This is a genomic window from Salinimonas sediminis, from assembly GCF_003429285.1.
Lineage (GTDB): Bacteria > Pseudomonadota > Gammaproteobacteria > Enterobacterales > Alteromonadaceae > Alteromonas > Alteromonas indica.
Genome location: NZ_CP031769.1, coordinates 3,821,823 through 3,838,942, shown reverse-complemented (window position 1 = coordinate 3,838,942; position 17,120 = coordinate 3,821,823). Strand labels below are relative to the sequence as shown.

The following is a 17,120-nucleotide window of genomic DNA, read 5'->3' as shown; positions in this document are numbered from 1 at the left end:
GCACTTAAAGCCCAATAAGGAAAACTATGTTTATAGCCTCTTATCAGCAGCACATCAGCGATTTCGGTGATATGCATATTCGACCCTTGACGGACCAGGATGCAGGGCAAGTGTGGCAATGGGCCGTTCAGCCATATGCCAAATTCTGGGGAATGCAGGAATACTCCCAAAGCCAGTTCGTCTCGTTTTATGCTGAATTTTCTGAGCACGCGCATAAACGGGCCTATCTGGTACTAAAAAATAACCAACCGGTGGCGCTGGTGGAGTTGTATAACCCCAGCCACGACCCTGTAGGACAAACCTATGCGGTGGCGCCACAGGATATCGGCATGCATATATTGCTGTGCCCTAATCAGCGGCCGCAGCCCAATTTCAGCTTTCAAGTGATGCGGTGTGTACTGACTGCTCTATTTTCCCACCGTCGTACGGCGCGCATAGTGGTAGAACCTGACTGCAACAATCACAAAATTCACCAGCTCAATAAACGCTTGGGATTCGTCCACACTCAGCGCATAGATATAGCGGGTAAACAGGCTTATTTAGGGTTTTGTGATTATCCTGGATTTTGCCAGGCGTTAGATGTGTTCTACCGTTTGCAAGAGGCCCGGCGCAGGCAGCAGTATGTTGATGCTACAGGGCATTTAACGCCGACTCACTGGGAGGCCGCCAACCGGGACTTGGTGGTTAAGGCGATAACTGAGTTTGTGCACGAAAGGCTGTTACAGCCTGACAACCTTACGGCACGGACCTATGCGCTGCGGGGTGAAACTGTCCACTATGAATTTGAAGCAGATTGGCTGGCGCTTGACCATTTGGTCATTAACCCTGCCAGTGTGGTGAAGTATGACAAACAACATCACCAATGCGCCCTGGATGCCTGTGACTTTATTGGTGATTTTGCCCCTCAGCTGGGACTGGAAGGCCTGGCATTGGCTACTTATTTAGAAGAACTGCAAAGTACGCTGGCCGCCGCCTGTTATAAACGCGCGTTGCCTTCCCCTGGTGCTGCAGAGCTGGCGTATGCTGATTTTCAAACGCTTGAAGGCGCAATGACAGAAGGCCATCCTGTGTTTATCGCCAATAATGGGCGGATTGGCTTTGGTATAGACGATTACCAACATTTTGCCCCGGAGGTAAGTAAACCGGTGAAGCTGCTATGGATAGCCGTACATCATTCAGTAACAGTGTTTGCCGGTGATAGCCAATATCCGGATTACACCGGTTTAATAGCACAAGAGCTGGATGTTACGTTGCGCGACCGGTTTACCGAGCAACTGCAGCAAGCGGGGGTAAATAGCGAGCAGTATTACTGGATGCCGGTTCACCCTTGGCAATGGCAAAATAAACTGAACCCGGTTTTTGCCGGTGAGTTGGCAACTGGCAAGATGGTTTATCTGGGCGAAGGCGATGACTATTATCTGCCGCAGCAATCTATTCGTACCTTTTACAATATGTCGCACCGCCATAAACACTATGTCAAGGTAGCGTTATCAATCCAAAACATGGGCTTTATGCGCGGGTTGTCGGCAGGCTATATGAAGGTGACGCCCGCTATCAATCGTTGGGCATACGATGTGGTGGCCAGCGATCCAACATTGCAGTCTTGCGGTTTTACCTTACTTAAAGAACACAGCACCCTGGGTTATCACCATCGCTTGTTTGAACGCGAAGTCGTAGGGGATACACCGTATAAAAAAATGCTTGCCTGCTTATGGCGGGAAAATCCCACAGCCCAGCTTACTGGTTCAGAGCAACTTATGACCATGGCTGGCTTATTGCATGTTGACTATCAGGGTAACAGCTTATTGGGCCAACTTATCGATCGCGCCGGTGTGGGGCCGCAAGCCTGGCTGGACGCCTATTTAAAAGTGTATTTCGTCCCCTTGTTGCATTGTTTTTACGCCCATGATCTGGTCTTTATGCCCCACGGGGAAAATTTGATTCTGGCGTTCACAGAAGGCTTACCCACCCGTGCATTTATGAAAGATATTGGTGAAGAAGTGGCGCTGTTAAACAGTCACCAACAAGTGCCTGATGCCGTTGCCCGAATACATGTTGCTATGCCTGAAGATAAAGCGTTGCTTAGTATATTCACAGATGTATTTGATTGCTTTTTTCGCTATATGGCAGCGATTTTACACCGGGAAAAACGGTTGGGAGAGGCGCAGTTCTGGCACCAGGTCGGGGCGGTGGCAACGCACTACCAACGTACACATCCACAGCTTGAAGAGCAGTTTATACGCCATAATTTATTCGCCCCCGATTTCGCCCATTCCTGTCTCAACCGGCTGCAATTGGGCAACAGCAAACAAATGGTGAATCTGGCAGATCCGGCCGGCAGTTTAAAATTTGCTGGCCGGCTGGATAACCCGTTAGCGATGTATCCTTACCCTACCTTCGGCAGCGATAAGCGGGCTTTAGCGGCAGTATGATGAAGCTGTTACACCGCGCCCCCCAGCTACAGGCGATGCTTGGCTCCCGGCTTAGCGCCGCGCCGGCCAGCAAGCCTGGCCCGGCACTGATCGAAAACCTGGTACATCAAGGCCGGCGGAATCTGGTTATGAGTAATCAGCGGTTCTGGGCCTATCATTTGTTTGCCCAGTGCGCATGGCAGGCGGTGTACATTAATACTTACCTGCAATTGGTGGCCCGGCATGCTTGCCTGGCCCATGAAATACCGGTTGCGGTAGCCAATGGCTATGCCCGGGGAGTAAACGTGACGGCAGTGGCGTGTCGGCCGGTTGGCAATCGCGTCTCTTCCGTTTACCCCTTTGCCGGATACTTACAAATGGTGCTTAAGCAGGCCGGCTATGTGCTGCCAGCCAAAGAAGCAGACCGGTTGATCACTGACTTGCTGGTGGGGGCAGTTAAGCGCGTGGAGGCGCTAAATTATAGTACCGCCCAAGCGGGGCTGGCTTTGCTTAACGCCCAGCTCGATAGCTGTGCTAACAATACATTGCGTTATTCGGCCCAGGATATGCTTTATGCCGACATACGCAACACCTGCTGCCGTTATTACCTGGTCCAACACGACTATTGCACCGGCTGCCCACATCAATCGCGTTCGCGGTTGATGTGCCATTCTCATACTAAGACAGATCGAACCCATGACCAACTTACAAAATAGAGACCCAGACAAGCGGCTGCATACCCTGGATCTGGCCCGAGGGGTAAGTGTAATCGTGATGGTATGTGTACATACGTTATGGATGTACGCCGACCATAACGTGCAGGCTGACACCTTGTTTGGCCATATTATGCATATTCTGGGTAAAGGTACGGCCTCCTTTCTGGTGGCGATGGGGGTATCGCTGGCTTTATCCCGTCGCCGTTCAGTCAAGGCCATGCTAATCCGAGGGGTGGGCTTACTATTACTTGGGTATAGTATGAACCTGCTTAAATTTGTGGTGCCTATAACGGTGTTTGATACGATGCCGATGGCGTTTATCCAGGCGTATGGTTGGCAGCTACCCTTATCATCCGGGCAGTTAATGTACTTAACCCTGACCGGCGATATTCTGCAAATGGCCGGTTTATCTCTGTTGATAATTGGAGGTTTTAAGCTGCATTGCATACATCGTAACTATGTTCTGGCACTGGCCAGCATTATCGCCGTAGGGTCCGGCTGGCTGCGAACGGAGAGTGCGTCCTGGGATGGTGGGTATATTGGCGAATTACTGGTGGGTTATACCTATCAGGTTTACTTTCCGGTTATTCCCTGGATAAGCGCAATTTTGGCTGGCTTTTATCTGGGCCGGTATAAGGTAGAAACACACCGAAGCGCAGCGCAATTATTTAGCCACGGTGCGCGGCTTGGTCTGGTAGCCCTTGCGTTTGGAATCGCCGCATTAGCCCTTGATTTCCAGTCCCAGTTTGGCAATTTTTTTCATCTTAGTTTTGGTGGAATTAGCTATTTAATCGGGCTTAATTTGTGCCTGTTGTATGTGCTTAACCGGTTTGTTACCGCCCGTTTCATGCAATGGGCTGGGTATGCACTTGTGAGCTATGCCAGTCGGCACGTAACCAGTTTGTATATTTTGCAGTGGGTCATTATATGCTGGGGGATGGGAGTTGTCGGCTACGCTACCTTAAGTGCGTGGCATACCGCATTGTTGATGCCGGTGATGTTATTACTGACTTTAGGCATACATTATAGCGGTAAAGTTGCTCTCAGTAGCGTAGTCGCCCGGCTGCCACGGCGGCAAAAGCCGCCAGTACCAGGCTAATCAATGAATAGCACTACCGGCTTACCAGCGTTGCAATACACGCTGGTAAACTTCTTCATCCAGTAAGCTAGGGCGGGCGGTTTGGGTAACCTCAGCTAGCGCCGCAAAAGCAGCCTGCGCATCTTCATATAAGGTGCCGTCTACATAGTAATGTGACTGTTGGCTGGCCTTCGTTCCATCCAGAGCAAAGGCATAAGATAGTGCAGTAGGGTTTAGCGACGTGTGTACCATATCGGCGCTGCTAATAAAGTCGGCTACACCGTCATCGTCAAGGTCTTTGGTTAGCCAGTCAATGCCCAACAAGCGGTTATAGGTACCATCTTGCTGCATATTACTAATGGTTTTATCGAAACGTTTAAGCAGCGCTTGCGTGGCACTGCTGGTTCCGCTTAACGCCAGGTGAAACCCCGCCGTAACTAATGGCTGCGCGGATAAATGCACCAGTTCCTCGTTTTCGCTGCGTAGTAAACGATTAAACTCGTCCACCAGCAGACGACTGGTCATCAGATAATACGCCCGGTTATCTGCCAGCTGTCTGAAAGCATCAAAGGTAGAGGGGTTGCGGGCCCATTTAATATCTTTAATCAGCCGTAGTTTATCCGTATTGGCAAAACGGTTTTCCACCGCAATCCGCTCGTCTTTAAGATGAGGCAATAACACCACTTCTTTTACCGAGGGCTTTTTGCTGACGGCATACAGATAGACCGGCAGGTAACTGGCCGAATAGCTGAAGCTGGATTTATTATGGTCTAAATCAAGAAACGCATATTCGCCATCTAACGAGCCACCTAATACACTGCTCCCTAAAAATGCCGGGCGCATCACCGACAGTTCCACAGTCTGCTCCATTCTGGCAAACGCCTCGGTAACAATACTGTTTAACCTGGCAGGCTCACCTTCATTATCAACGTAAGTCGGCAACTGGCTGGCACCCAATTTTACCTGGGCATGAGTGTCGGCAGAGATCAGCATTAACGCTATTGCAGCTAACGTTATAGATATACAGCGCAAAGAGAATTCCTTGATAGATATAAAAATCATAAGAACAACAGTTGTAAGTTCAAGTGAACATCGCAACACCCCTTTCAATCATGTGTGACGGTGTTTTAAATTTCAATGTTTTTCTTGGTCGTTCATTTAGTTGAGTTGCGACTTCACTGAGTCGTTCTTGTGAGTGCAATGATAGATCCGTCTTTTTAGGGAAGTATTGTCGAATAAGGCTATTAGTGTTTTCATTCGTACCTCGTTGCCATGGACATTGCGGATCGCAGAAGTAAACTGGCATGCCAAATTCAGCTGTTAAAACGCTATGTTTAGCCAGTTCCATTCCTCTATCCCAAGTAAGCGATTTGCGGTATTTAGAAGGCATTTTTTTAAACACCGCTAATAATGCCGTATTCACCGAATCAGCGTCTTTTCCTGCTAACTTCAAGATGATTGTGAAACGCGATTTCCGGTCTACCAATGTGGCAATATGAGTGTTTTTAGAGCCGGTTACTAAGTCGCCTTCCCAGTGGCCGAGGGAACGTCGATTATCGATATGTTTAGAGCGTTCGTGAATTGAAATGCCGTTAACTATATTGATGGAGCCTCTGTCACCTTTACGGCTATGAAAGCGACTGTGTCGCATAGGCCGTTTTCTTCGTAAATGCTCAGTCAACGAGTGATGAATGATATTCCTTGCCCTAACGTATAATGACTTATAAATGGTTTCGTGTGATACCTGCATTTTCTTACGCCGAGAATACTCGACACTTAACCAACCAGATATTTGCTCTGGCGACCACTTCAACTCTAGCTTCTCTATAACCAGCTTTCTCAGCTCAGGGTATTGTTCTAAGACACCAGGCTTTGGCCGCTTAGCCATTCGTTTTGCACGGTTATCAGCATCAACTGCTTTGTAATATCTACGCCCTCTATTTCTGGCGATTTCACGTGATATTGTCGAGGGAGAGCGACCTAGTTGTTTAGCTATCGCTCTAATGCTCATCTTTGCAGACAATGAAACGCGGATTTCCTCGCGTTCTGAAAGAGTTAAGTGGGAAATATTACGATGCCTTGATCTAGGTTTAATGCCACCATCTTCACGTAAAATTGTGAATACTGATCCCGGCTTTGCCTCAATGATACGGCCAATATCGCTGAACCCAGCGCCTTGCTTCCATAAATCGAAAACAAGTGTTTGCTCATCTTGAGTAAATGTACGTTTTATTCGCTTCATCCAAAGTCCTCATGCAAATCAGTATTTTAGTATAACTGTTGCATTGACCACTTGAATCTACAGTGTTCTTCTTTGCAGTGTAGCGGCTTTTCGACCTAAATAGCAAAACCGTGAGGGCGCAGGGGGGTTAAATGTTGGCAAGGAAGTTGTGCAGCACAGGTCATATGCAGGCTTGATACACAAGCGAATGGTCGGGATGTGGCGGTTATCCTCGCGGCCAAAACAAAAACAGCCAGCGACAGGCTGGCTGTTTTGCATACCTGGGTTAGCCTGACAACAAAGGCAAACCAGGCGGGGATAGGTTATTGACCAAAGCTACCTGCTGCGCCGGGAAACACTACCGGGCTTTCAAAGCCTGATTGGCTTACGCTGGCCACCCCGAAAAAGTAATTGTCGATAACCACATTTTCCAACGTAGCCGCAGAGACATCACCAACAAATTTACTGTATTGCCACTGAGGCGCATCTGTATAACGCCAGTATATTTTATAGCCGGCTAGTTGCGGGTTTTGTTGCTTGTCAGCCGCCGTCCAACGCAGCGTTGTGTTGGCTGATACCGCACCTTCAATGGTTACATCTGCGGGCGGGGTAGGGGCCCAGGCCATGGAGGCCAGACTCACCGCATTTAATGAGGTAAGCTTCGCCGCATAGTCAAAATTAACCCCCTCAATAGTATCGCCATATTCTACAGCGTCCTCGGTACGTAAATCCTGATGTTGACGAACATAGTTTTCGTTCGTTTCCATAATGCGGATACCCGGATAGCCCAAATCGTTAAACGGCCGATGGTGACCACCGCGGCCGTAGCGATCTAACCGGTAAATCACCATGGTGTCGAGGTTGGGAATATAATCGTCTGCCAGCTTATCAATGTAGCGGGCCAGATTGCGCGATGGAGAGTCAACTTCACCGCCGGTAAAGCGACGAGTACGGGCTTCATCGTCAGTTTCGGTTACCCGCGTGCCTTCGGCAAACAAGCGGGCGGTGGTATTATTTATCACCCCGTTTACCCCTTCAATGTTTCCGATCATATCGTTATTTAATACCGCTTTAAGCCGCCAGCCTTCGCGCTGTGCTTTAGCGGCCAGAATTTTGCCGCCAAATAAACCTTGCTCTTCACCTGCCAGCGCGGCGTAAACAATACTGCCGTTAAATTTGTACTGGGAAAGTACCCGCGCCGCTTCAAGTGTTCCGGCCACGCCAGAGGCATTATCATTCGCCCCCGGTGAGTCAGAGGTCGCATCCATCACATCCGATACCCGCGAATCAATATCCCCTGACATCATCACATAACGGTCCGGGTCGCTGGTTCCTCGTTGAATAGCAATAACGCTGATCACTTCAGTAGCTTCAGGAACACGTTCTTCGCCGCTGATGGTGTCGCCTACAAACATAACCTCCAGACAGCCGCCACATTCTTTTGAGATCGCTTCAAATTCTTGTTTTATCCATCGTCTTGCCGCGCCAATACCCCGGGTATCTGATTTGGTCTGCGATAACGTATGGCGGGTACCAAAGCCAACCAGTTTACGAATGTCTTGCTCTATTCTGGCGGCCGATATATCAGTAGGGATACGGTGGAGTTCTTCGGGAGTGGGAGAGGCGGCATAACTGCTCAATGAGGTGGTAACAAGTGCTGAAACCACAGCCAGGCGTGCAAACATAAAAGCTCCTTCTAAGCTTGTTGTAGCCACGCCTGGATGGTTATTTTGTTATCAGCGGCGTGACCTAAATAAAGGCGTAAGCATCGCCGAACAAGTTGCTCAGCGGAAGTTTACGGACGCTAAAGTCGTCTCTGGCAACCTTAGCCATTTCAAACCTGCCGGCAATATACACCTGTACATTGTCCAACACAGGGTAGTCGGCTACTACAGCATGGTGAACCCACCCTGTGCGGCCAGACCAGCCTTCTTGCGCAAATTCTACCACAGGCACAAATGTAAACTGGTCATGCTCATCGGCTAGTTTACTAAGCTCATCGTGTAAATAAAGATCGCTAATATTTTTACCGCCCCAGTACAGTGAAATAGGGGTATGCGGATGATCTTTCAGGGCTTGTTGCAAAATAGACCAGGTATAAGAAAACCCGGTGCCACCGGCAATCAGAATGATGGGCTGGCCATTTGACTGTAAATACGCTTCGCCATGACCGCCGCTTAGTGCAATCTGACCTTCGTTACGCATTTGCTCAAGCACTTCGGTGGCATAAGCATTATTCTCATCAGCGCCAATATGCAGTTCTATTTTATGACTATCAAAAGCAGCATTGGCAATGGAAAAGGGGCGTTTATCATTTTCCCCCATATGCACCAGAATATACTGGCCAGCATGAAATTCGACTGGCTCGGCTGGGCTTAACACCACCTGATAGACGGCGTCGGTCAACGGGGTAATCGTGTCGACCTTACATTGAATTTGTGACATTGATTCTCTTCTTTACTGTAAACGCTTAAAAACGGCGAGCTAACCCATGATACCAAGCTCATCCCAGATGTCATCCACACGCTTTTTAACGTCTTCGTCCATCACAATGGGGGTGCCCCACTCACGGTCAGTTTCGCCGGGCATTTTATTGGTGGCATCCATACCCATTTTTGAACCCAGGCCTGAGACTGGCGAAGCAAAATCAAGATAATCAATTGGCGTGTTTTCTACCAATACAGTATCTCGAGCGGGATCCATACGGGTGGTAATGGCCCAGATAACATCATTCCAGTCGCGCGCGTTAACGTCATCGTCGCAGACGATAACAAACTTGGTATACATAAACTGACGTAAAAACGACCATACCCCCATCATTACCCGTTTCGCATGGCCTGGGTATTGTTTTTTCATGGTAACAACTGCCATACGGTAAGAACAGCCTTCAGGCGGTAGGTAAAAGTCTACAATTTCGGGGAATTGCTTTTGTAAAATAGGTACAAACACCTCGTTTAGCGCCACCCCTAAAATAGCGGGTTCGTCAGGTGGCCGGCCAGTATAAGTGGAATGATAAATCGGATTTTTACGATGCGTTATATGCGTTACGGTGAACACCGGAAACGAATCAACTTCATTATAATAGCCGGTATGGTCGCCATAAGGGCCTTCTGGGGCCATCTCATCCTGCGCAATATAGCCTTCTAAAACAATCTCTGCACTGGCTGGTACCTGTAAATCATTGCTAATGGATTTTACGACTTCGGTTTTATCGCCTCGTAACAGCCCGGCGAAGGCATATTCACTTAACGTATCAGGCACGGGTGTCACGGCGCCTAAAATGGTGGCAGGGTCAGCGCCCAGGGCCACTGATACCGGGTAAGGTTCGCCGGGATGAGTTTGGCACCATTCCCGAAAATCCAGGGCGCCGCCACGGTGCGACAACCAGCGCATGATAAGCTTGTTCTTACCCAGTAGTTGTTGACGGTAAATCCCCAGGTTCTGCCGCTTTTTGTGTGGCCCGCGGGTTATCGTTAACCCCCATGTCACTAACGGCGCTGCATCGCCCGGCCAGCAGCGTTGAATGGGTAACCGTGTTAAGTCAACGTCTTCGCCGCTCATTACTACTTCCTGACAGGGCGCTTTACGTACTTCTTTGGCCGGCATATTCAGTACGTGGCGAAACACTGGCAGTTTTTCCCATAAATCTTTAATGCCCTTGGGCGGCTCTGGCTCTTTCAGGTAGGCCAGTAATTTACCGACTTCCCGCAACGCATGCACATTTTCCTGGCCCATTCCCAACGCTACCCGGTCGGGGGTACCAAACAGATTCGCCAACACCGGAATATCGCTGCCTTTCGGATTTTCAAATAACAATGCGGGGCCGCCGGCGCGCAACGTACGATCGGCAATTTCCGTCATTTCCAGATCAGTATCGATTTCTCTGGTAATTCGTTTAAGCTCGCCACGTGCTTCCAGTTTTGCAATGAAATCCCGTAAGTCTTTATACTTCATAGGTAACCTGTTCAGCCTGCCAGAATAATTGTGGGCAGCAGTATAGCATTTACTCTGGTGAAGGCATTAACCGGATAGTGCGTGAGCAAAGGGAAACGGGAGCAGCTATCCAGCGGTGATTTTTCGCTGGACAGCAACGGTTAATGGGTGTCATATAGGTATTCAACAGGGCTTAGCCGACATAGGTTTGGCTAGGTCGGTCGGTTTACAAAGTGAATTTGTGACAAAAATATAATGAAGCAGAAACTCTCTGCTTCCCCGCAACGGGAGCGCGCAATGGGTACATTCGATAAGGCAATGACAGAAGAGTTAAACTTGTTATTAAAGTTTCCCTCAGACAGTTTGATGCAGGGCCTGAAAATACACCACGATGCCAGTCAGGCGATGGTAGATGCAGCTCAAAGCCTGCACTCTAAGGGCCTGGTAACCCAGCCAGATGGCGGCTACTTAACAGATTTAGGGATAGATGTAGCGGATCATGCGCGCAAGGTATATAGCGCCTTGCTACGAAAACTCAACTAATCAATAGCAGCATAAGGCAACCTAAGCTTTAGTTTTGATTGCGCCTGCCGATATGAAAAAGCAGGCAGTCGCAATCTGGTATCGTGTTATGAAATATCTGTTTTTTATTAGTGCAATTTGGGTAATGCAGGGCGCTCACGCGCAAACTGACGATCTAAAAGCAGTACAGTTGTATTCGCAAGATAGGCTTATTGCATTAATAGATAAAAATGCGCATTTGGCCCAGGTTACCGCTGACCGCTGTCAATTGGTGCAGGATATTGAGGCCCATGCCGAGATTTTGAAAGAGCCTGCTTATCAGTTTTTATGGGGCGATATGTTGGCCTGGGGAGTATGTGTAGACGCTAACCCCAAGCGGGGCGTCAGGCTTATGCATGAGGCTGGCGAGCAAGGGTTGCCTGCGGCCCTGGAACAATTAGGTCGTTACTATAGTACCGGTACCCTGGTTCAGGACGACAAAAGCCGCGCGGTCATCTACCTGCGTGAAGCGGCTGCCTTAGGCAATCTTAAAGCCCAACTTCAATTAGCCCAGTTATTTATTGATGGGTATGGTAGCCCTTACGATTACGAAGACGCCTATCGCTGGCTTTACACTGCGATTACTGCTGATGCCTCGACCCACCAAAAAATTGCCGGTTATCTTAGTGCCCTGGAGCAATTGATGCACCCCAAAGCGGTGCGCAACGCCCGGCGGCCTTTATAATTGCCGATCTGAAAACAGATCCAGCTGCCCTTTATTTTCAGTAAAAACCTGCGAATTTTAAAAAACCTGTGTATTAGCCTTTTTGTGGCCTATGTCACGGCTTTTTTATCTGTCGGTAATATAACCATGTTTTACTGTGTGTAACTGTTATACTGGCGACATGAAGATTATGTATAAATTAACTACAGGTAAAAGACCAACTGCATGAGTGACGATCCCCATTTTCAGCGCGAACAAGAGAAATACGAAAACCCGGTAGCCAGCCGCGAATATCTGTTATCCGTGATTAAAGCCAATGGCAAACCTATGTCATTTCTTGAGATATGCGCCGCGGTGGACGCCACTGAGGAAGATAACCGCATTGGCATTCAGCGCAGGCTGCGCGCCATGGAGCGCGAAGGTCAACTCCAGTTTAACAAAAGTAAACGCTACGCCATTATGGATAAGGAAGACCTTATCCGCGGCCGTATTATCGGCCACCGCGATGGGTTTGGCTTTTTACGTCCGCAAGATAACAGCGGCGACATGTATATCAGCGGTGGTCAGATGCAGTTATTTCTGCATGATGACATTGTGGATGCCCGCGTAAGCGGTACCGACCGCCGCGGTCGCAAAGAAGCGTATATCGTAGCGGTAGCAGAGCCACGTAATGAACCTATTGTCGGGCGGTATTACACTGAACATAACATGGGTGTGGTGATTCCTGATGATAGCCGCATCAACCATGAAATTGTTATCCCACCGGAGCATGCCCATGGGGCCCGGATGGGGCAGGTAGTGGTTGTTGAACTGACCCAGCGCCCCCGCCGCCGGGTTAGCCCGGTAGGCAAAATTACAGAAATTCTTGGCGACCATATGGCGCCGGGAATGGAAATTGAAATGGCCCTGCGGACCTTTGATATACCGCACCAGTGGCCAGAAGGTGTTGAACGCCATACCCAGAAACTGGGTGAACAGGTACCTGAAGAAGCCAAAGACGGACGCATAGATTTACGTCAGTTACCCTTGGTGACGATTGATGGCGAAGACGCCCGCGACTTTGACGATGCGGTATTTTGTGAACCACTTGAAGATGGTGGCTTTCAGTTATGGGTGGCGATTGCTGATGTAAGCCATTATGTGCGCCCGGGTACCGCGCTGGATAGCGAAGCCATTAATCGGGGGAACTCGGTATATTTTCCTGAGCAGGTTATTCCTATGCTGCCGGAAAAATTATCCAACGGCTTATGTTCCCTGAACCCTGAAGTTGACCGGTTGTGTATGGTCTGCGAGATGACCATTACTGCTAATGGCAAGCTAGACAACTTTGAGTTTTACGAAGCGGTGATGAATTCTCATGCCCGGCTTACTTATAATAAAGTTTGGCGTATTTTGCAGGGCGATAAAGATCTTAATCAGCGCTATGCAGAGCAGGTACCGCATTTACGCAATTTACATGCGCTGTATCGCACCCTGAAAAAAGCCCGGATGGGCCGCGGTGCAATAGAATTTGAAACTCAGGAAAGCAAATTTGTTTTCAACGCCCAGCGCAAAATAGAGAACATTGTGCCGGTGGTGCGTAACGATGCGCACAAAATGATTGAAGAATGTATGATCATGGCCAACGTCAGTGCCGCCCAAATGCTTGAAGAGCACAAAGCTGCGTCGCTATTCCGGGTTCATGATAAACCTGATGCTGACCGTCTGACCGCCTTTACCTCGTATTTAAGCGAAATTGGTGTACCTCATCGTATTAATGACGATGCCACCCCCGCAGATTTTACCGATGTGGTAACCAAAACGCGCAGTCGTCCTGATCAGGAACTCATTCAGACCATGTTATTAAGGTCGATGAAGCAGGCTGTGTATGATGGTGAGAACATTGGCCATTTTGGCCTGGCGTTAGGCCAGTATGCGCACTTTACCTCTCCAATCCGCCGTTATCCTGATCTTGTGGTTCACCGCGCAATAAAAGGTATTTTAGCCAAAGCGCCATACCGCGAAAAAGTGTCTGGGGCTAAGAGCTACAGCGAAGAAGAAATTTCGCAGTTAGGTGAACAGTGCTCAATGACCGAGCGGCGCGCGGACGACGCTACCCGGGACGTGGCTGACTGGCTTAAATGTGAGTTCATGCAGGACCATGTCGGGGAAAGCTTTGAAGGCGTAGTGAGCTCAGTCACCAACTTTGGTTTATTCGTAAGGCTGACCGAGTATCATATTGATGGCTTAGTGCATATAACCTCATTGGATGATGACTACTATCGCTACGACGATGTTAAGCAAACTTTACTGGGCGAGACCGGGGCACGCCAGTTCCGGTTAGGTGATACGTTGATGGTGAAGGTTGCCGCGGTTAATCTGGATGAAAGAAAGATTGATTTAGTACTTGATAGCGCTATGCTGCGCACCCGCTCGGGTAAGAAAGTTAAATCACGCTCTGCGGGCAAATCAGGTAAGGGCGGCAAGTCCGATAACCCCAGCGCTGCAGGCAAACCGGCTGGTAAAAAAAGCGGCAAACCGGCCCCTCGTAAAGGTAAGAAGCAATAAATGGCACAGCACGAATGGTTATACGGCATGCACGCAGTGCAGGCCGTGTTGGAAAGAGAGCCTGAACGGGTTCTTGAATTATTAGTTTTAAAAGGCCGCAATGACGATCGTTTAGGCGACGTTATAAACCAGGCCCGCCGCTTTGGCGTTAGCGTTCAGTTTTGCCATCGCAAAGCGTTAGATGACAAAGTCGATGGTGAGCAACATCAGGGTGTGGTAGCAAAAGCTAAACCTGCCCGCGTCTTAGACGAAAGCGACTTGGCCGCCATCGTAGAAGCTGCACAGCGCCCGTTCTTACTTATTTTGGATGGGGTTACCGATCCGCATAATCTGGGGGCGTGCTTGCGTACCGCGGATGCGGCCGGCGTAAATGCAGTAGTGGTGCCCAAAGACAAATCAGTAGGGCTTACCAGCACCGCGCGTAAAGTAGCTTGTGGCGCTGCCGAAACAGTCCCATTTGTGCAGGTAACAAATTTAGCGCGCACCTTAAAATCATTACAGGATCAGGGCGTGTGGATTATCGGCACTGCCGGGGAAACCAGCCAGACATTGTATGATGTTAAACTTGATGGCCCCATGGCCTTGGTGATGGGCGCTGAAGGTAAAGGGATGCGTCGGTTAACGCGCGAAACCTGCGATGAATTGGTAAACCTGCCCATGGCAGGTTCGGTATCCAGTTTGAATGTATCGGTGGCTACCGGTATTTGTTTATACGAAATAGTTCGTCAGCGTTTAGCCTGATTTTATTGAAAAAACCTCTGTCAGTGAACATATGTTGACAGAGGTTCCCCACCTTAAATGCTTCCTTTCGTTTCAATTTGATACAAAATTATCTAGTTTTAAATAGCATTCCAGCACCCGCCACCGGGTTAATAGGGTGGAATTGAGTCAGTTGATGTTGTCATGGCGTATTGAAATAACCTTCGCTAATGGGGATTAACAGTGCTAGTTAATACACCGATTTTTTAGGTATTTATTTTAATAACTAGGCATTACAACTCATACAGAATTGCAGGGATGGTTTTGTAGTATGACTTATTCGGATAACCCTGTTGTCCGACATAATTTGCCAGGCTCACATTGTAAATTATCGCGGGAAGAGGAAGGGATTGGCCTCTTTTTCCGAATCACGAGAAATACAGTGGGGTAGGGCATTCTTATAATAAAACCCAGCAGTAACGCTACTTTGAAGAGCGAGGGAGAGAAAAACAAGACAGGAAAAGGAAACAACAAATGTTGAAGAACCAACGCACATTTTGCGCTCAGGCTGCATTACTGGCATCAATAACAACAATTAGTATGTCAGTTAGCGCCGCCATCAATGGCCCGGTAGAGGTCACAGCAACATCACACTCAACACAATCAGGCTTGTTAACAAATGTCCTTACCGACAGACTGGTGCTGGCCAACAACGAAGATCGCTATATTGTTACCTTCAATAACACCGGTGCCGCAGCATTAACCGCGCCGGGCAAACAGGCCAGTGGCACAGGCAGTAATGCCGATGACGGCTTTGATGTAATGGCGGCGAAAAATATTTTACAAGCGGTGGGGGCGACCACGCATAAAGTGTTGGCGAACCACAAAATGGTTGCCGCCTCGATGGATAAAGCAGCCCTTAATGCGCTTCGCCAGAACCCTAACGTGGCTGATGTCTCGCCCGATCCACGGCGCCACCTTATGGCGCAAACAACGCCTTATGGCATAAACATGGTGCAAGCCAGCCAGTTTAGTCAAAGTGATTTGTCAGCCCGTACGGTTTGTGTAATTGATACCGGCTATAACCGCGGTCACGCCGATTTGCCTAACACCAATGGTGGCGTATCGGGTAACGCCAACAATAGCGCAGTAGGAAACTGGTACAACGATGGTAATGGCCATGGTACGCATGTGGCGGGAACTATTGCAGCATACGATAATAGTCAGGGCGTGGTAGGTGTGTACCCAGGGGTGGATCTGCACATCGTAAAGATTTTTGACGATAATGGTACCTGGACCTATGCCTCAGATATTGTGGGCGCGATCGACCAGTGTAAAAGTGCCGGTGCCAATGTGGTGAATATGAGCCTGGGCGGGGCGGGTTCCTCGTCAGCTGAAAACGCGGCCATGCAAGGTTTTGCCGACGACGGTATTTTACTGGTCGCGGCGGCCGGGAATGATGGTAATAGTAGTCAGTCATACCCGGCATCGTATGATGCGGTAATGTCTGTAGCAGCGGTAGACTCCAATGCTAATCACGCGAGCTATTCGCAGTATAATTCTGCGGTAGAAATCGCCGGGCCGGGTTCATCAGTCTATTCAACCTATCCCACCAATACCTATGCAACGCTAAGCGGAACCTCAATGGCCACGCCGCACGTGGTGGGGGCGGCCGCGCTGGTGTGGAGCTATTTCCCCCAGTGTAGCAATACCCAGATTCGTTCAGCGCTGAATGCCACCGCGCAAGATCGAGGCGCCAGTGGCCGCGATAACTACTACGGCTACGGTATTGTAAAGGTAGCTAATGCGGTGGATTATCTTAATGCAAATGGCTGTAGCGGCAATGGCGGCGGCGATGGCGGTGGCACACCACCCGACACCGGGGTTGAACCTGTCTCTGGCGAAGTCACCGGGTTGTCTGGATCTACTGGCAGCTGGAAGCGGTATACGTGGGATGTACCCGCCGGCGTAACTACCATGACCGTGCGCACTGCCGGTGGCTCAGGTGATGCTGATTTATATGTTCGCCTAGGCGCGCAGCCTACGACCAGTGCTTATGATTGCCGTCCGTACAAAACAGGCAATGGCGAGGTATGTACGTTCTCGGCACCTTCGCAAGGCACCTGGCACATCGGTATACGCGCATATAGTACCTATTCAGGTGTAACGATGAGTTACTCCTACGAGTAAGCTATGACAATAATGACAAAGGTCGCATGATGCGGCCTTTTTTTGTGCCTGCCACTAATCGGTTCGCCAGTAAAGTGTCAAGAACGCAAAGGTTGTGTAA

The 17,120-nt window shown here is 49.2% G+C and carries 13 protein-coding genes; 8 read left to right on the top strand and 5 right to left on the bottom strand.

The window, feature by feature from the left end:
- The first annotated feature begins 26 nt into the window (after nucleotides 1-26).
- From D0Y50_RS16855 to D0Y50_RS16845, 3 genes are read left to right on the top strand one after another with little or no spacing between them, the layout of a single operon-like run.
- On the top strand, nucleotides 27-2,432 hold the full coding sequence (locus tag D0Y50_RS16855) for a GNAT family N-acetyltransferase (protein ID WP_117318126.1): 2,406 nt from the start codon (nucleotides 27-29) through the stop codon (nucleotides 2,430-2,432).
- Nucleotides 2,429-3,127 (top strand): (2Fe-2S)-binding protein, encoded by a 699-nt coding sequence (locus D0Y50_RS16850; protein ID WP_117318124.1) that lies wholly within the window; start codon nucleotides 2,429-2,431, stop codon nucleotides 3,125-3,127. The genes D0Y50_RS16855 and D0Y50_RS16850 overlap by 4 nt, the downstream gene beginning before the upstream one ends.
- The gene (locus D0Y50_RS16845) at nucleotides 3,108-4,226 is read left to right on the top strand and encodes a heparan-alpha-glucosaminide N-acetyltransferase domain-containing protein (RefSeq protein ID WP_117318122.1); all 1,119 of its coding nucleotides are present in this window, start codon (nucleotides 3,108-3,110) and stop codon (nucleotides 4,224-4,226) included. Before D0Y50_RS16850 ends, D0Y50_RS16845 begins: the two co-directional genes overlap by 20 nt.
- A 21-nt stretch (nucleotides 4,227-4,247) precedes the next feature.
- Here the strand turns inward: D0Y50_RS16845 and D0Y50_RS16840 are convergent, their stop codons facing one another.
- The 5 genes from D0Y50_RS16840 to ubiD form a co-directional block, all read right to left on the bottom strand.
- Nucleotides 4,248-5,237 carry a substrate-binding periplasmic protein gene (locus D0Y50_RS16840; RefSeq protein ID WP_170145540.1) on the bottom strand — a complete coding sequence of 330 codons (990 nt, stop codon included), beginning with the start codon at nucleotides 5,235-5,237 and terminating at the stop codon, nucleotides 4,248-4,250.
- A 49-nt stretch (nucleotides 5,238-5,286) separates the two neighbouring features.
- Nucleotides 5,287-6,438, bottom strand: a complete 1,152-nt coding sequence (locus D0Y50_RS16835; RefSeq protein WP_117318575.1) for an IS30 family transposase — start codon at nucleotides 6,436-6,438, stop codon at nucleotides 5,287-5,289.
- A gap of 311 nt (nucleotides 6,439-6,749) precedes the next feature.
- On the bottom strand, nucleotides 6,750-8,111 hold the full coding sequence (locus D0Y50_RS16830) for a M28 family metallopeptidase (protein ID WP_117318120.1): 1,362 nt from the start codon (nucleotides 8,109-8,111) through the stop codon (nucleotides 6,750-6,752).
- 64 nt (nucleotides 8,112-8,175) lie between these two features.
- Nucleotides 8,176-8,871: an NAD(P)H-flavin reductase gene (gene fre, locus D0Y50_RS16825; protein WP_108568752.1), complete on the bottom strand. Its 696-nt coding sequence runs from the start codon at nucleotides 8,869-8,871 to the stop codon at nucleotides 8,176-8,178.
- Between the two features lie 39 nt (nucleotides 8,872-8,910).
- Nucleotides 8,911-10,380, bottom strand: coding sequence for a 4-hydroxy-3-polyprenylbenzoate decarboxylase (gene ubiD / locus D0Y50_RS16820; RefSeq protein ID WP_117318118.1), 1,470 nt, complete (start codon nucleotides 10,378-10,380; stop codon nucleotides 8,911-8,913).
- Between the two features lie 276 nt (nucleotides 10,381-10,656).
- Here ubiD and D0Y50_RS16815 point away from each other — a divergent pair, with 276 nt between their 5' ends.
- From D0Y50_RS16815 to D0Y50_RS16795, 5 genes are all read left to right on the top strand, one after another.
- A complete protein-coding gene (locus D0Y50_RS16815) occupies nucleotides 10,657-10,902 on the top strand; it encodes a TIGR02647 family protein (RefSeq protein WP_108568754.1) in 246 nt (81 codons plus the stop codon).
- Between the two features lie 88 nt (nucleotides 10,903-10,990).
- The gene (locus D0Y50_RS16810) at nucleotides 10,991-11,605 is read left to right on the top strand and encodes a tetratricopeptide repeat protein (protein ID WP_176582463.1); all 615 of its coding nucleotides are present in this window, start codon (nucleotides 10,991-10,993) and stop codon (nucleotides 11,603-11,605) included.
- A gap of 204 nt (nucleotides 11,606-11,809) precedes the next feature.
- The gene (rnr, locus tag D0Y50_RS16805) at nucleotides 11,810-14,131 is read left to right on the top strand and encodes a ribonuclease R (RefSeq protein WP_108568755.1); all 2,322 of its coding nucleotides are present in this window, start codon (nucleotides 11,810-11,812) and stop codon (nucleotides 14,129-14,131) included.
- Nucleotides 14,132-14,872 (top strand): 23S rRNA (guanosine(2251)-2'-O)-methyltransferase RlmB, encoded by a 741-nt coding sequence (rlmB, locus tag D0Y50_RS16800; protein ID WP_117318116.1) that lies wholly within the window; start codon nucleotides 14,132-14,134, stop codon nucleotides 14,870-14,872.
- Nucleotides 14,873-15,364: 492 nt separating this feature from the next.
- Entirely contained in the window at nucleotides 15,365-17,020 is a 1,656-nt protein-coding gene (locus D0Y50_RS16795; protein WP_117318114.1) for a S8 family serine peptidase, read from the top strand.
- Nucleotides 17,021-17,120: the final 100 nt, after the last annotated feature.

What these genes read in the sequence shown, in the direction of transcription:
- D0Y50_RS16855 (WP_117318126.1), top strand. Translation starts at nt 27, where the DNA reads ATGTTTATAGCCTCTTATCAGCAGCACATCAGCGATTTCGGTGATATG.
- D0Y50_RS16850 (WP_117318124.1), top strand. Translation starts at nt 2,429, where the DNA reads ATGATGAAGCTGTTACACCGCGCCCCCCAGCTACAGGCGATGCTTGGC.
- D0Y50_RS16845 (WP_117318122.1), top strand. Translation starts at nt 3,108, where the DNA reads ATGACCAACTTACAAAATAGAGACCCAGACAAGCGGCTGCATACCCTG.
- D0Y50_RS16830 (WP_117318120.1), bottom strand. Translation starts at nt 8,111, where the DNA reads ATGTTTGCACGCCTGGCTGTGGTTTCAGCACTTGTTACCACCTCATTG.
- fre (WP_108568752.1), bottom strand. Translation starts at nt 8,871, where the DNA reads ATGTCACAAATTCAATGTAAGGTCGACACGATTACCCCGTTGACCGAC.
- ubiD (WP_117318118.1), bottom strand. Translation starts at nt 10,380, where the DNA reads ATGAAGTATAAAGACTTACGGGATTTCATTGCAAAACTGGAAGCACGT.
- D0Y50_RS16815 (WP_108568754.1), top strand. Translation starts at nt 10,657, where the DNA reads ATGGGTACATTCGATAAGGCAATGACAGAAGAGTTAAACTTGTTATTA.
- D0Y50_RS16810 (WP_176582463.1), top strand. Translation starts at nt 10,991, where the DNA reads ATGAAATATCTGTTTTTTATTAGTGCAATTTGGGTAATGCAGGGCGCT.
- rnr (WP_108568755.1), top strand. Translation starts at nt 11,810, where the DNA reads ATGAGTGACGATCCCCATTTTCAGCGCGAACAAGAGAAATACGAAAAC.
- rlmB (WP_117318116.1), top strand. Translation starts at nt 14,132, where the DNA reads ATGGCACAGCACGAATGGTTATACGGCATGCACGCAGTGCAGGCCGTG.
- D0Y50_RS16795 (WP_117318114.1), top strand. Translation starts at nt 15,365, where the DNA reads ATGTTGAAGAACCAACGCACATTTTGCGCTCAGGCTGCATTACTGGCA.